At 55.0% G+C, this 14,197-nt stretch carries 12 protein-coding genes and 1 tRNA gene; 4 read left to right on the top strand and 9 right to left on the bottom strand.

Annotation, left to right across the window (positions count from 1 at the left end):
• Positions 1-237 precede the first annotated feature (237 nt).
• Positions 238-314: transfer RNA gene (locus PHP98_10150), tRNA-Arg, on the bottom strand.
• Positions 315-475: 161 nt separating this feature from the next.
• On the opposite strand from PHP98_10150, the gene PHP98_10145 reads away from it, so the two are divergent.
• On the top strand, positions 476-1,750 hold the full coding sequence (locus tag PHP98_10145) for a site-specific integrase (GenBank protein MDD5483987.1): 1,275 nt from the start codon (positions 476-478) through the stop codon (positions 1,748-1,750).
• Between the two features lie 493 nt (positions 1,751-2,243).
• Positions 2,244-2,753: a hypothetical protein gene (locus PHP98_10140; GenBank protein ID MDD5483986.1), complete on the top strand. Its 510-nt coding sequence runs from the start codon at positions 2,244-2,246 to the stop codon at positions 2,751-2,753.
• Between the two features lie 419 nt (positions 2,754-3,172).
• Here the strand turns inward: PHP98_10140 and PHP98_10135 are convergent, their stop codons facing one another.
• From PHP98_10135 to PHP98_10105, 7 genes are all read right to left on the bottom strand, one after another.
• Positions 3,173-4,471, bottom strand: coding sequence for a hypothetical protein (locus PHP98_10135; GenBank protein ID MDD5483985.1), 1,299 nt, complete (start codon positions 4,469-4,471; stop codon positions 3,173-3,175).
• Positions 4,464-5,708 carry a DegT/DnrJ/EryC1/StrS family aminotransferase gene (locus PHP98_10130; GenBank protein ID MDD5483984.1) on the bottom strand — a complete coding sequence of 415 codons (1,245 nt, stop codon included), beginning with the start codon at positions 5,706-5,708 and terminating at the stop codon, positions 4,464-4,466. Before PHP98_10130 ends, PHP98_10135 begins: the two co-directional genes overlap by 8 nt.
• A gap of 173 nt (positions 5,709-5,881) precedes the next feature.
• Positions 5,882-6,745 (bottom strand): AraC family transcriptional regulator, encoded by an 864-nt coding sequence (locus PHP98_10125; protein ID MDD5483983.1) that lies wholly within the window; start codon positions 6,743-6,745, stop codon positions 5,882-5,884.
• Between the two features lie 20 nt (positions 6,746-6,765).
• Positions 6,766-8,634: a 1-deoxy-D-xylulose-5-phosphate synthase gene (gene dxs, locus PHP98_10120; GenBank protein MDD5483982.1), complete on the bottom strand. Its 1,869-nt coding sequence runs from the start codon at positions 8,632-8,634 to the stop codon at positions 6,766-6,768.
• 41 nt (positions 8,635-8,675) lie between these two features.
• Entirely contained in the window at positions 8,676-9,722 is a 1,047-nt protein-coding gene (locus tag PHP98_10115; GenBank protein MDD5483981.1) for an NAD-dependent epimerase/dehydratase family protein, read from the bottom strand.
• A 2-nt stretch (positions 9,723-9,724) separates the two neighbouring features.
• On the bottom strand, positions 9,725-10,495 hold the full coding sequence (locus PHP98_10110) for a methyltransferase domain-containing protein (GenBank protein MDD5483980.1): 771 nt from the start codon (positions 10,493-10,495) through the stop codon (positions 9,725-9,727).
• Positions 10,496-10,628: 133 nt separating this feature from the next.
• Complete coding sequence (locus PHP98_10105) at positions 10,629-11,321, bottom strand: SGNH/GDSL hydrolase family protein (GenBank protein ID MDD5483979.1); 693 nt, start codon at positions 11,319-11,321, stop codon at positions 10,629-10,631.
• 145 nt (positions 11,322-11,466) lie between these two features.
• Between PHP98_10105 and PHP98_10100 the strand changes: the two genes are divergently transcribed.
• Positions 11,467-12,768 (top strand): thymidine phosphorylase, encoded by a 1,302-nt coding sequence (locus PHP98_10100; protein MDD5483978.1) that lies wholly within the window; start codon positions 11,467-11,469, stop codon positions 12,766-12,768.
• Positions 12,765-13,616 carry a purine-nucleoside phosphorylase gene (locus PHP98_10095; protein ID MDD5483977.1) on the top strand — a complete coding sequence of 284 codons (852 nt, stop codon included), beginning with the start codon at positions 12,765-12,767 and terminating at the stop codon, positions 13,614-13,616. Before PHP98_10100 ends, PHP98_10095 begins: the two co-directional genes overlap by 4 nt.
• A gap of 119 nt (positions 13,617-13,735) precedes the next feature.
• On the opposite strand, the gene PHP98_10090 is transcribed toward PHP98_10095, so the two are convergent.
• Positions 13,736-14,197: hypothetical protein (locus tag PHP98_10090; protein MDD5483976.1), on the bottom strand; the 462-nt coding region annotated here is incomplete at its 5' end.

Genomic DNA, 14,197 nt, shown 5'->3' with positions numbered 1-14,197 from the left:
ATGGCCATTACAGCGCAGCCCACCGTGAAGAAGCAAGAAGATGATCCTTACGGATCAGGGGGAAGAAGAGAAAAACAGGGAACTTTCACACCGGCGGAAGAAGATACATTCCAAACCGGCGTTCACACACAATCACGCAAGCGCAAGAAAAGAACATAAGCGAAAAACGAGAAAATAGAGATATCGTTTAACCCGCATGAATAAAGGACTAAACGTGCATTTGAACCAATAATAAAATGGTACCCCGGGCGGGATTTGAACCCACGACCTGCGGATTAGGAATCCGCCGCTCTGTCCAGCTGAGCTACCGGAGTATGATCAATATTGACAGCAATTTTGCGCTGTTTTGGCAAATCCGTTTTCAACCTATCAGCCATTTTGCAACTCATTTTGCTACGCTTTTTTCTTGCAAACCCCGTTTTATCTGCTACGCTGTATTCTGAAACAGATGGAAACATAAACTAACGGAGGTTTTATGGCAAGAGTTTTCAAGCGACCGGGAAGTGACTTTTATTATGGCCGGTTCAAACTGGACGGCAAAGAAGTTTGGTTTTCCACCAAGAGCACAGACCGCAAGCAAGCCCAGGAAATTGCCGACGGCAAGGCAAAGGCCGCGCGCGGCAAAATCAGCACAGACGATTATTTCAATGGGCTGCTTGTCCTGCTGGCCCGTATGCCGCAAGACGATCAGGACGCGAAGCGCAACGAATACGCCAAGCGGCTGATGCAGGGGCAATCCTCTACCCTGAAAATCGCGGATGCCTGGCAAGAATGGCTTGATTCACCGCTCAAGGGAAATCCAAGCGCGATCACTATCCGCGGCTATGATGCGATATGGCGAAGGTTTTTAAGGTGGATACGTAAACGCGCGGTTGAATACATGCATGAAATTACCGAGACTCACGCGCAGGACTATATTTCCGACTTGTGGAAATCGCGTGTCGCCCCGCGCACGTTCAACGGCCACGCAAAGTTTTTGAAAAGCATGTTTCGTGTTCTGCGCGTCAAAGCCGGTCTGATTGAAAACGTGTGGGATAATATCAAGACCATGGATAAAGAAACCCAGGGCCGGGAAAACTTTACGCCGGAAGAACTCGTTACCCTTTGCGCCAAGGCCACGGGTTCAATCAGGTATATGCTCGGGCTTGGACTTTATACCGGCATGAGACTGGGCGACGTGGTAAATCTGAAATGGGACAATATCGGCAAAGACAGCATTGTGATCATACCGTCAAAGACAAAGCGCAAAGGGAAAAAAATCACATTGCCGATTCATCCCGTTTTGAAAACCCTGCTGAACGAATTACGGAAGCAAACCGGCAATGAGGGGTATCTCTTTCCTGATGAACATAACACCCATCAAAAAGATGATTCAGCCGTGTCAAAGCGGTTTCAAAGATTCCTTGAAGATTGCGGCATTATTACCACCGAGGAAGGCGGTGTCCACCGGCGCAAGGCGGTTGTCCGAAAAGGTTTTCACAGCTTGCGGCATAGCTTTGCCAGCCTATGCGCCGCTAATCGAGTTCCGCAAGTGGCAATCCAAGACCTTGTAGGGCATGGATCACCAGCCATGACCGCGCTTTATTCCCATGCCGATTTTGAACAAAAAAAGGATGCTATCAATTCCCTGCCGGCTATCTCGTTTACAAACGATAAAACAGGGAAAGAAGATAAAACCAGAGGCGTAAACATAGAACTTGCGAAGTCTGCACTAAACCGTGTTCGGGCTTGCGGTAATAATTGCCATTGACCATTGAAAGCCGCAGGGCAGGCAAGTAGCTGAAACAACCGTGATTCACCTTTCTTATTATCCGGTCCGGTATCCGGCGGTCCGTCCACAAGCGACTTTAATCTTCTGTGCTCCTGCCCGCGGCGAAAAATAATATCCACCCATTTTTAAAAATGGATATTGACAATTTTGTTAGCGCCTGAAATGTCAAAAGCCGTGATGAAAAGCAAGAAAATAATGCTGGGTAAGGATGATGTGAGATGAAGCATATGCGCGGTATGCGCGAGGGCGGCAACGGGCCAGATGAGCCGGAATCGCCGCATGGGGATGCGGTTCGTCCGGAATCGCCGCATGGGGATGCGGCTCCTACGTCTCTCAAATACAGTTGCCGCTCCTGCGGTTTAATTCACTGCAAAATCTGCGAACGGCGGAGCGAAAGAGCAACCCGGAATTACCGGAATATGACGAATTCAGCAAGAGATGGAATTTGGTCGGTTTCAAAAAACGATGCGGAGTGATGGGGCGTTCTTCTTGTGAACCTCTCTATAAAGAACGGGCTGAAATTCTTAGAAACTGGGACGAAGCAGTTTTACAGCAGGTGCTTGCGGTAGAAAGCGCTCGTTCATATAAAGACCGCCTGAAACCAGCGACACCGAAAGAGCGGAAGGAAGCTGAAAGAATCCTGAAAAAACACGTGGCCAATCTGCCTGCGACAGAGGAAGAAGAACCCGCCTGGTGGCGGGGTGTTGAAGGTGCCATGCTTGAAAACCGCGATGAGTATCTTGCCGCAAGCGCGGCCATCTTCACGACGGTCCCGAAGGTCGATGCCAAGCAAAGAACAAAATCCCCGCGAATCGCTCCGGCAACGGAAAAACAATCTTCAAATGTTTTCCGTGAAACCGGCGAAGTCTGGGAAATCTGTTTCAAAGGCGGTAACCGTCAGCGCCTTATCAATCCGCTCCAGAATACGCCGTCTTTCACGATAATCAACGTTACCGACAATCACGCGCAAGGCCGGACTTAAATGTTGCTGATAAATCATCTTTTGCAAATCAAAAAACAAGCCTCGTTTACCTCGGAGAGGATCGCGAACAAACCGCCATGACTTGTTCTGATAATTACCGAAAATTACTGGACATTGTCGAGGAGATGACTATCCTGAATATAGTTTTATTGAAACAGCATCACGACCCGATCAAGCTCGTCGCGACGAAAACAGGAAGGTTAAAAAATCCGAAAAAAAATTCGGCAAGTTGAATTATAAAACGCGTTTTTGGAGTATTTTACCGTTTTTTGCATCTTATATCGTGTCCCAGATCGGAAGATGAACCTTTATTGACAGGCCTTTCCCCCCTTCGGGACAAGCCCTAACTAAGCGCCATTCAGACTTGACCCCAATCCCCTGAAATCATCCAAATCTCCGCCCGCCGTGTTTAAACGGAACTATCTTTTTGCCGCGTTGGCGGTTTGACTTAAAATTTTTTGGCACGCCTTGAGCGTGATATTTTCTAAGGCCGGCGCAAAAGGGAAACAATAGTATATTTTCGGGGCTAAATAGGCGGCATAATCGTCGGGATTGTCGTAGGCTTCTTTAACCGGCCAATACCCGGTGTTGCCGTTGCCGTACCCAACCGTCATGAGCGCCGGGAATTGCGCGCGGAGCTTCAGCCCGTATTCGCAAAAAATTTCGCCGGGCAGCGCAATCAGACTCATACCGCCTATTTGCATGGCCTGGATAGGCGCATTTCCAAGATACGGATGAGCGCCTAAACCGTCAAGCTTTTCGCGCGCAGATTGATGCCATTCGCTGACAAATTTATGCCATGCTTCATTTTCTCTTTTGGAATGCCACGTCTCGTATTCGCGCGCCAGCGCGTTTTTATCCGGCGGCATTTCAAGCGGAAGCGATATTCTGTCCTCAATTGCCGTCAACCTGAACGGGTCCTTGGCTTGTCCCCGTTGTGCAATTGCCGATAAATGACGCTTCAGAATCGCTCCATACAGAAGCAAGTCGTCCGTTGTGCCCGCGCCCCATTTGTTTAGATTGGAAACGGGGTCAATATCTCCGCAAAATCCCTGAAAACAAATACACCGGTAGCCGTTCGCTTCCATGGCCCTTGCTGCCGCGCCAGGCCAGTCGGCCGAGAGCGCTGTGTTCGCGCCCAGCGTCACCGCATGGCAGGAATAAGAAAATATGCAAATGGGGAATTCGGTCCGGTTTAATATGATAGCAGAAACCTTCGGATCAACCGGCTGGAATGAATGGAACCGGCGGTTAAAGCCGAGCGGTTCCGCATATTCCGCTCCCGAGAGGACCTGGCATGACTGGCGGTCAAACGCCGCGCGGCGCGCCGTTTCTTGAATTAATTCTGGAAGACGGGCGGCATATTCCGGCGTCAGTTCCCCGCAACCGCGCAGAAATTCCGAAGCCGGCCCCGAATGCGTGTGGGTGCACGCCAAAAGCACGTTACTCATGGGAATGCGATGCTCGGCGGCTATTGCCTTGCGAATGCGGTCTGATGTTTCCAGGTCAAGCCCGATCAAATCGCAGGCGATCATAACCAACGTTGTCTTGCCGTCGGAAAGCCAAACAGCCCTGGCCTTTAAATCGTCTAAAACCGATTCGGCGCGGCGGTTGCGATATAATCCGTATCCGCATAGCTCCACGCCCAGGGGAGGATTGATGACGGTTTCGCTATAGCCGGCGGCGGTATCATGCAGAGATTCTGATAAATCAGGCACGACTTAATTCCTCTCTATGTTCCCATACTTTCGCGATGGCTCTGATTATGTCCTTAATATCGGTTTGTTCGGCCAATAGCGCCGTATGTTTAATCCAACATGCTTCGCGGCACATTTGTTCGGTATTGGGGCAATAAACCTGCGCATAATCCATGTTTTTTCCATAATAGGGACAGGAAAGCGGGCAATGGCGCGGCCCGGCGCCGTGGTGCCTTTGAAACAGCGGGTTTTTATACAGGGGGAGCGGGTAACCCTCCCAAACCGGTATGCCTTCCGCCCTCAATGTTTTAAGAAAGGTTTCCCGGCTGGCGCCGTTCCAGGCTTCTTTTATGAACCGGAACATGTAAATATGATAAGACCGGCGGGTAACCCGCGGGTCATTTTTAAACAGCGCGATGCCGGGAATATTCCGCAGGCCCTGGTCCAATATGGCCGCGTTTTTCTCCCGTTTGAGCGTTTGCGCTTTCAGCCGGGTCAATTGCCCCAGTAAAATTGCCGCCTGTAATTCCGTTATGCGCAAATTACTGCCAAGCAGATAGTGTTCATAAAACGGTTTGTTTTTGCCGCGGCCGCAGTTGGAATAACTTCTGGCTGTGTCGGCGATTTTTTCGTTGTCGGTGAGGAGGATGCCGCCTTCGCCGGAGGTGATGTTTTTGCTCATTTGAAAACTGAAAACTCCGCAATCACCCAGCGCGCCCGTGCCCTTCCCCTTCCATTGGCTGCCCCAACTGTGGCAGGCGTCTTCAATAAGCCGTAATTTGTGCTGGCGGGCCATTACCCTGAAGGCGTCCATATCAACCGGCAAGCCGCCGCAATGCACCGGCACAATGGCCTTGGTTTTCCGGGTTAGGGCCTTTTTAACGGCCGCCACGCTGAGGTTGGCGGTATCCAAATCAATGTCCGCGAAGACCGGAATGGCATTCACCTTCAGGACCGCGCTGGCTGTGGCCATAAAAGTATAAGGCGGCACTATCACTTCATCGCCGGCGCCGATGCCGCAGGCCAGCAGAGCCATCTCAAGCGCGGCCGTTCCATTCGTGCAGGAAACGCCGAATTTCGCATTTTGAAAAGCCGCGTATTTCCTTTCAAACTCCGCCACTTTTTTCCCATACCACCATTGTCCGCTTTCAAAGACTTTTATCAGGCCTTTCGTGTCTTCCTTGGCGATCACCGGCCAGGATGGGAACGGTTTCGTTCGGACGGGTTTTCCTCCGCGCACTGCCAGAGTTTTTTTCATAGTTTGATTTGTCCTCTTTGATGGGATTGATTGTGCACTATTCCCTTTTCCGGGAAAGCCAAGCATGGCATATATCTGCGGCTATTTAAGGGGAAATGCTGATGGATGTCTATAGCTGATCCTGCGATTTTTATGGCGTTTCCTGCAAAAGATGCTTCCTTGAAAGCGCCTTTTTATGAAGTGCGGTTCAGTCGCGCCATGCGGCGATAATCGCCCGGGGTCATGCCGGCAAAGTGTTTAAAATGCCGCATGAACGCGGATAAATCGCTGAATCCCAACTGGTCCGACAGCGTCGACATTTTCATCGCGCAGTCGGTTTCAAGCCGTTGTTGCGCAAGGGCTATGCGGCATTTGAGTTGGTATTGCTTGATGCTCATTTTGACTTGTTGCGTGAAACAATGGCTCAAGTGGCTGGGCGACATGGCCACTGCGGCGGCCACGTCATTCACGGGTAAATGCCTGGAACAGTTGGCCTCAATTATGTCAATTGCTTTGCGAATGCGGCTGTCAATTATCGGTTCTTCCGTTATGCCGCGTTTGGACCGTTTCAGCACGAGCAGAATGTTTTCCAGGTCGTTTGCGATCAGTTGGGAACATGTTGTTTCAGGATGGCGTATTTCGCCGGCTATGATCCGGCACCAGAGCTCGATTTTTTCCATTTCCGGCTCGCTAATCACAACCAAAGGCGGCAGTTTTTGCAATTGCCGGCTGGACATGAACTTGGAAATCAGCGATTGCTCGGCCATTAACAATATAACCTGCTGATATTTATGCGGTTCCGGAAACGATTGATGTTTTTGGCGCGGGCGAACGGCCAAAGCGCAATTATTGTAAAAAGGATAGAACCGGTTGCCGATTAAAAACCGGCCGCTCCCGCGCCGCACAAAATACAGCTCTATGATGGATGAATGCACATGGTAGGAACACGGCCCGGCGCTATTGGTGGAGGTCCAACGGATCAGAAGCGGCGCCTTCGCGTTTTGCCAATTAATTTTTTCAATCGCGGCTATGGAATTCTTCGTTTTCACGGGGCTCATGGGAAAACGCCGGAAAATTTCTACATTCGCAACGCCTTGATTATAGCCGAGGCCACGGATTCATCGGTCAGGCCGTAGCGGCCGCAGAACACATCGTAAGAGCCGTGCGGAATAAAAACGCTGGGCCAGCCGAAACGGCGGAATATGCCCTTGAAATCCATGCCGGCCAGGGCTTCGCCGACAATTGAGCCGAAGCCGCCGTCGGCAACGCCGTTTTCAATGGTAACAATGCATTTCGCCTTGGCGGCCTGGCGGCCCAGCAAATCGCGGTCAAGCGGAACGATAAAGCGGGGATTGACAACGCCCGCTTTTAACCCGGCTTCCTCTAATCTTTGCGCCGCGCGCCGGGCGAGCGGAAGCATATCGCCCAAAGCCCATATCTGGACCGCTTCTCCCTCCGCCAGAACCTCGGCCTTGCCGAATGGTATTTCGGAGAAAGCGGAGGGCATGGCCGCGCCCGGACCGCAGCCGCGCGGGTAACGGATTATGGCCGGCTTCCGCCAGGCAATCGCGGAAAACAGCATGTTGGCCAGTTCGGCTTCGTCTTTCGGCTGGAGCATAATCAGGTTGGGCGCGGCGCGGAAAAGGGCGATATCAAAGACGCCGTGATGGGTCGGGCCGTCGTCGCCGACAAGGCCGGCGCGGTCCAGGCAAAACAGAACCGGCAATTGCTGGAGGCAGACGTCGTGAATGACAAAATCAACGATGCGCTGGGCGAAGGTGGAATAGACCGCGACCACCGGCATAAATCCCTGCGCGGCGAGTCCGGCGGCGAACACGACGGCATGCTCCTCGGCGATGCCGACGTCAAAAAACCGGTTCGGGAATTTCCTGGAAAAATTGACCAGCCCGGTGCCGACCGCCATGGCGGCCGTAATGGCGATGATTTTATCATTTTGTTCCGCCAGCCGTTCCGCGCTCTGGCCGAAGACCTGCGAATAAGTCAGCGAAGCCCCCCGCTTGACGGGGAGCCCGGTTGCGCATTCAAAAGCTCCCGTGCCGTGCCAGATTTCCGGTTCGGCCTCGGCAAAAGCGTATCCTTTGCCCTTCTGGGTGGCGACATGCAAGAGAATGGGTTCGTCTGAATTTGCGGCGATTTCCAGCGATGAAATGATGGTTGGGATATCGTGGCCGTCAATGGGGCCGATGTAGCGCAGTCCGAATTCCTCAAACAAGACGCTCCGCAGAAACAGGCTTTTGATCGCCTCTTCCGTCCGCAGGTAGATATTGCTGAGCCAGGTCATTTTCAGCTTGTGCCGCGCAAAGCGTTCCACCGACGATTTCCAGCGGTTGTATCGCGGGTGCGCCAGCAGGCGGCCGAGGTAGCGGGAAATCGCGCCGACATTGGCGGAAATGGACATTTCGTTGTCGTTGAGGATGACGATCAGCCGGCGGGTTGTGGAGGAAATATTATTCAGGGCCTCAAACGACAGGCCGCAGCCGAGCGCCCCGTCGCCGACAATGGCGACGACATGTTCGCCGCCGTTTTGCATGTCGCGGGCCGCGGCCATGCCGAGGGCCGCGGAAACGGCGGTGCCGGCGTGGCCGGCGCCGAAAGCGTCATACTTGCTTTCATGGCGCGAAAGAAAGCCCGAGATGCCGTTGGTCTGGCGCAGGGTAGGGAATGATTGTCGCCGGCCGGTGAGGATTTTATAGGCGTAGGTCTGATGGCTCACGTCCCAGATTATTTTGTCCCGCGGCGGATTAAAGACTCTCAGGAGGGCGATCGCCAACTCAACGGTTCCGAGGTTGGCCGAGAGATGCCCGCCGGTTGCGCTGACGGTTTTGATGATCAGCTCCCTGATTTCCGCCGCCAGGTCCGGCAAATCCGCGCCCCTGACTTTTTTCAGGTCTTCGGGGGTGTTGATGGTGTTCAGGATGTTGCTCATAAATTATGCAAAAATTGTGCAATGTTCGGGCAAAAAAATGGTCAACGCCGGCCCTTTAACCAGCCCTGCGCGCGGTACCAGCGGGTCGTTTCCGCCAGCCCTTCTTCATTGGTGTAACGCATAGTATAGTCAAGTTTTTCCTTTAATTTGCGCGTGTCAAAGGAGCGGTCCTTTGTGAAAAACGCCATCCGTCTCCGGTGAATGGGCGGTTCTATTCCTAGTTTCCGGCAGATTTTTTCGCAGAGGTCCGCGGCGGCAAAAAGCGGCGCGGCCGGCAGGCGCACTGTTTTGAAATGTGTTCCCAGTTCGCGGGCGATTATTTCCGCAATCCGTTCCAGCGTCATGCATTCCGGGTTGCCGCATATGAAAACCTCGTTCAGGGCCGCCGGATGAACGGCGGCGAGCATGATGACGTTAGTCAGGTCGTCAACGTGCACCAGGTGATAAAGTCCGCGTTTTGTCCCCGGCAAAAAGAGAAAACGGCGCGAAGCCATCCTGAAAAATTTCAGCAGGCGCGTGTCGCCCGGCCCGTAAATCGCCGCCGGCCGGATCACCGCTGACGGCAGATGGTTGTCTTTCGCGAATTTTCTGAACCACAGCTCGGCTTCGGCCTTGGTGGCCTGATAAATATCGCCGGGATTAAAGGGGTAATTTTCGTCCGCCGGCGGGTTTGATATGTGGCCGTGCACCCCGACCGTGGAGACATGCACGAAACGTTTGAACCCTCCTTGGTTTGCCTCCGCCAGGACGGCTTTGGCCAGCAGCTGCGTGCTTTCAACGTGCACCCGCCGATACATTTCGTCGCCGTGCCTGGCCTCGCGGTAGGCCGCCGCCAGGTGGAAAACATATTGGACGCCCCGGACGGCCTCCGCCGCCACGGCCGCATCATAGACCTGGCCGATGTGCCATTTGATTTTCAAGCCGGCCAGCCGCTGCAGGTCGGATTTTGGCCGCGCAATGGCGCTCACTTCCGCGCCGGCCTGAACCAGCTTGCGGGCAAGCAGCGAGCCGGTAAAACCGGTCGCGCCGGTTACCAGCGCTTTGGAGCCGGCGAAAGCGGTGAATTCGGGTTGAACAATTGCGGGCAAATTTAACCTTCTCTTCTGACGGCCTTAATGATGACCGGCGAGCCCCATTTCCGGGTCAGGCCGTAAAGTTTGCACTTCGTTTCCAGCCAGGCTGAGACCCGCCGGCATTGCAGCCGGCGGTGCAGCACCATCGGCAGAAAAAACTGGCCTTGGCGGGTCGCCACTCCGAATCCGTGCGCTGCGAATTCCCTTTCAATTTCATCGTGCCGGAAAAGTTTGAATGGCCGCGTGTTGCCTTCCAGCCGTTTTTTAAAACCGAACAATCTCCCGGCGGCAAAATTCAGGCTCTGCCCGGCCGGATAATCCATGATGACGGCCTCCCGCGCCACGCGGCATAATTCCGCGATCAGGTCCGGCCAGCGTTCGCAATGGGTCGCCAGGCGGAAGCAGACAACGGCGTCAAACGATTTTGGCGGGTAGGGCAGGCGGATCAAATCAGCCGCTTGAAAGCGGCAGAGGCCGGCTTCAACCAGTCCCTTCAGCGCGCGGCCGCAGGCGTCGGCGCTGCCGGCCACGGTAACCGCAAATCCCTTCCGGCAGAGCGGAACGGCCAGTTGGCCGTGGCCGCCGCCGACGTCAAGGACCGTGGAAACCGCGTTTTTGCCGTGGAAACCGTTTGCGGGGCGCAGTAAAGCGAGGACGATTTTTTCCTGGATTCCGAGCATCCATTCTCCGGCTTGCCCCGCGAACCGGCGGGCATAGTCATCCGAGGCGGTTTCAATATCGGCCGGCTCCGAAAACCAGCCGTTTTGTTCCTGGCCTGAATCAATCATAACTTGCGTTTTTTGCCTCGCGTGAAGCGTTGCCGTATTTTTTGCTTTATGTTGCACGAGAGACGTTTCCCGTTAAGGCGCGGCATTTGGCTGCCGCAATTATTGCTTTCAAGGAAGAGGGGGCTGGCAATACTCAATTGACCACGTCATAGAAAGTGCGGGCCATGAGTTCGTACCCCTGGGCAGTTGGATGCAGTCCGTCATCCTGCAGATAAACGGGGTTCCAGTTGAAAGCGGCTTCCAGGTCCACGACGGTTACGTTGATGGCCGCGGCCATCAGGCGGATATTCGCGTTCACCCTTTCAATGCCGCTGGCTAGCCCGCGGTACGGTCCGCAGGCCGGAGTCAGGGTGGCGATGACCGGGATGGTCTTGTTGTTGACGGCGGCCTGGCAGATGTATTGCAGGTTGTCAATAATGCCGTCCTCGTCGCGCCCCATGATAAGGTCATTGACGCCGAACAAAATCAGCAGGAATCCGGGTTTATAATCGTTGAGAATGTCCAGAACCATGTCGGCCGCTTCCGACGCCTCAACGCCCTCGTATCCCTCGTTGATTACCGAGCGCATCATCATGCCGGCCAGTTTGGTCGGATAATTATCCTTGGCGGCCACTCCGGTTCCGTAGGTGATGCTGTCGCCAAAGGCGACATACAGAATCGGATTGTTGCTGCCGAAATCATGGCCGTCAGCCAGGTGGCTGCTGCTACTCTCGCATCCGGTTGTTGCCAGCAAGAGCGCGAGCGCCGCGGCGCAAAAACATCCGGACGCAAAGAAATGGTTTTTTTGGCGGGAAAACCAGTTTTTCCGAAATTTTATTTTTTTCATTTGGGCACCGTTTCTGCCTTGTTCAGCGTCAATTTTTGCGGGCCTGCCCGGCGTAAAAACGCCCCGCGCCGCGAATGGCGCCCGCGCCGGCCCATGGAAAGCCTCTGTTTGACACAAACAACGCGGAATAGTATAGTAAAAAAAAATGACTGCGCAATGGATAATTGAAAAAAAAAGGGACGGCGGTTGCCTCAGCGGCGAGGAAATCAGCCTTTTTGTGCGCGGTTATGTCAAGGGCGATATCCCGGATTACCAGATGGCGGCCCTGCTGATGGCCGTTGCCATCCGCGGGATGACCTTGGGCGAAACCGTTTCTCTGACGAGGACCATGCTGGAATCAGGTTTGGTTCTTGACCTGACGCCGGTCCGCCGGCCGAAGATTGACAAGCATTCAACGGGCGGCGTCGGCGACAAAATTTCCCTGGTCCTGGCCCCCCTGGTTGCCGCCTGCGGCGCGGCGGCGCCGATGATCGTCGGCCGCGGACTGGGCATCACCGGCGGCACGCTGGATAAACTGGAGGCGATTCCCGGCTGCCGCGGGCGTCTCGGCGCGGCCGAGTTCCGCCGCGTGGTTCACAAATGCGGCTGTGCTATCGCGGGCGCCTCGGAACGGATCGCGCCCGCCGACCGGAAGATTTACGCCCTGCGTGACGCCAGCGGCACTGTTGAATCAATTCCGCTGATCGTCGCCAGCATCCTCAGCAAAAAACTGGCGGCCGGGCTGGACGGAATCGTTTTTGACGTGAAGTGCGGCCGGGGCGCCTTCATGAAAACGCGCCGCGCCGCCGAAAAATTGGCCGAAACCCTGGTCAGCGTAAGCGGGCGTTTCCGCCTGCGCGCCGGCGCCGTTATCACGGACATGAACCAGCCCCTTGGCCGCGCCGTCGGGAACGCGCTGGAAGTGATTGAGGCGGTGGAAACCCTGCGGGGCAGGGGGCCGGCGGATGTCCTTGAATTGACGCTGGCGCTCGGCGTGAAGATGCTCCGGATGGCCGGCCTGGCCTCCTCGGCCGGCGCCGCCCGCCGGACATTGGCCGAAAAAATCAATTCGGGCGAGGCTTTTGAACGTTTTAAACTTATGGTTCGTCTGCAGGGCGGCGACGCCGCCCTGCTGGACCGGCCCGGCAAGCTTGCGCGCGCCGGCGTCAAATGTCCGGTTAAAGCCGTGAAATCCGGTTATGTGCAGAAAGCGGATGCCGAGCTGATTGGCAAAGCATCCGTAATGCTGGGGGCGGGCCGGCGAAGACTTGAAGAACTCATTGATCATTCGGCCGGCTTAATGGTCCTGAAAAAAATCGGAGATTACGCGGAGCGCGGCGAACCGCTGGCCTGGCTTTACGCCAGTTCCGCGGGGCGCCTGGCGGCCGCGCGGGAATTGGCGGCCGCGGCGTTCCGGACAGGAACGAAACGCATTAAACCGCCGAAATTGGTCATGGCCGAATTATGAACTCACAAATCCTTGCCGAGTCGTTGAAAATCGTCCGGCGGCGTTTCAAGGGGGGCCGCCCGGCCTGCGGGTTGATCCTGGGCACCGGCTGGGAAGCGGTTGTGGAATTGTTTGCCGTCAGAAAAAAAATATCCTATGAGCTTCTGCCGGCGCTGGGCAAGACGACCGTGGCCGGCCATGCCGGTCTTTTGCTGCGGGCGGAGCTTTGCGGCATGGAAACATTGATTTTTCAGGGCCGCCGGCACTGGTATGAGGGGTTGGGCTGGGAGCCGGTCGCCCTCCCGGTCTATATTCTGAAAAAACTTGGCGCCGCGGCCGTTGTGCTTACCAATTCCGCCGGCGGTATCCGCGCCGATTTTAAGCCCGGCGCGGTGATGGCCATCAGGGATCATATCAACGCCATGGGAACCAATCCGCTCCATGGCAAACACGATTCTTGCTGGGGCGCAAGGTTTCCGGATCAGACCGCCGTCTATGATCCGCGCCTGCGTTCGCTTTTAAAACGGGCCGCCCGCCGGCATGATGTCCGCTTGCAAGAAGGGGTTTACATCGGCGTGGCCGGGCCGGCCTATGAAACCCCGGCTGAAATCAGGGCCTTCAAAACTATGGGCGCGGACGCGGTCGGCATGTCAACCGTGCCCGAAGCCATTCTGGCCAACGCGGCCGGCTTGCGGGTGGCCGGCTTGTCATTGATCGCCAACCCGGCCGCCGGTCTCGGGCCGGGCGGAAAACTCGCGCACGAAGACGTGCGGGCGGCCGGCCAACGGGCGAAGGAAAACATTAAAACCCTGTTGTTGGAATTCTGGCGGATGATGGCGCGCGAAAAACCCGGTCTGCGTCAAGCTTAACCCCCGCTTATTGTCCCGCTCGTTGCCCTATTCGTTGCCATTGCGGGTTAACGCCTGCGGCCGGCAATTCTACGAATGCGCCCTCCCCCTCGCTTTGCGTGCCCAGCGGGGGGATGGTTTTATTCTTTTTCATGCTTGCGCAGGTTTTCCAGGTCGGTTTCGTCGTGTTCCTTTTCAAGCGCCTTTTCCAGCAAGCTTTCTTCAATGTGGGCTTCTTTAATGACCACCCGGTCGGCTTTTTCCACCAGCGCCACGTCGTCGGCCGAGACATGGCCGATCACGCGGCCGTCGTCCAAAACGTTTATTTCCTTCGCTTGCAGGCGTTTGAACAGCTGGATCAAGCCGACCGTGCCGCCGATGCCGAACCAGAAGGTGGAAACCACCCCGATGATTCCCGAGATGATGAAATTATTGAGGAAGAACCAATTGGCCCACCAGTTGTTGGACCAGGGGCTGAACTTGTTCCAGACAACGATGGCGATAAAACTTCCGAAATGCCAGACAAAGTTCCAGATAAACACCGACCATGCCAGGGCCTTGTCGCCGGTGGTGTACTGGGAGTCAAAACCTATCAATTTTCT

The sequence above is a fragment of the Kiritimatiellia bacterium genome (assembly GCA_028715905.1).
Classification (GTDB): Bacteria; Verrucomicrobiota; Kiritimatiellia; order JAAZAB01; family JAAZAB01; genus JAQUQV01.
The sequence above is the reverse complement of the archived record's forward strand: the minus strand, read 5'-3'. Positions and strand labels throughout refer to the sequence as shown.

Coding starts and splice junctions, on each gene's coding strand:
- PHP98_10095 (MDD5483977.1), top strand. CDS start 12,765: ATGAACTCACAAATCCTTGCCGAGTCGTTGAAAATCGTCCGGCGGCGT.
- PHP98_10130 (MDD5483984.1), bottom strand. CDS start 5,708: ATGAAAAAAACTCTGGCAGTGCGCGGAGGAAAACCCGTCCGAACGAAA.
- dxs (MDD5483982.1), bottom strand. CDS start 8,634: ATGAGCAACATCCTGAACACCATCAACACCCCCGAAGACCTGAAAAAA.
- PHP98_10125 (MDD5483983.1), bottom strand. CDS start 6,745: ATGAGCCCCGTGAAAACGAAGAATTCCATAGCCGCGATTGAAAAAATT.
- PHP98_10145 (MDD5483987.1), top strand. CDS start 476: ATGGCAAGAGTTTTCAAGCGACCGGGAAGTGACTTTTATTATGGCCGG.
- PHP98_10100 (MDD5483978.1), top strand. CDS start 11,467: ATGACTGCGCAATGGATAATTGAAAAAAAAAGGGACGGCGGTTGCCTC.
- PHP98_10110 (MDD5483980.1), bottom strand. CDS start 10,495: ATGATTGATTCAGGCCAGGAACAAAACGGCTGGTTTTCGGAGCCGGCC.
- PHP98_10105 (MDD5483979.1), bottom strand. CDS start 11,321: ATGAAAAAAATAAAATTTCGGAAAAACTGGTTTTCCCGCCAAAAAAAC.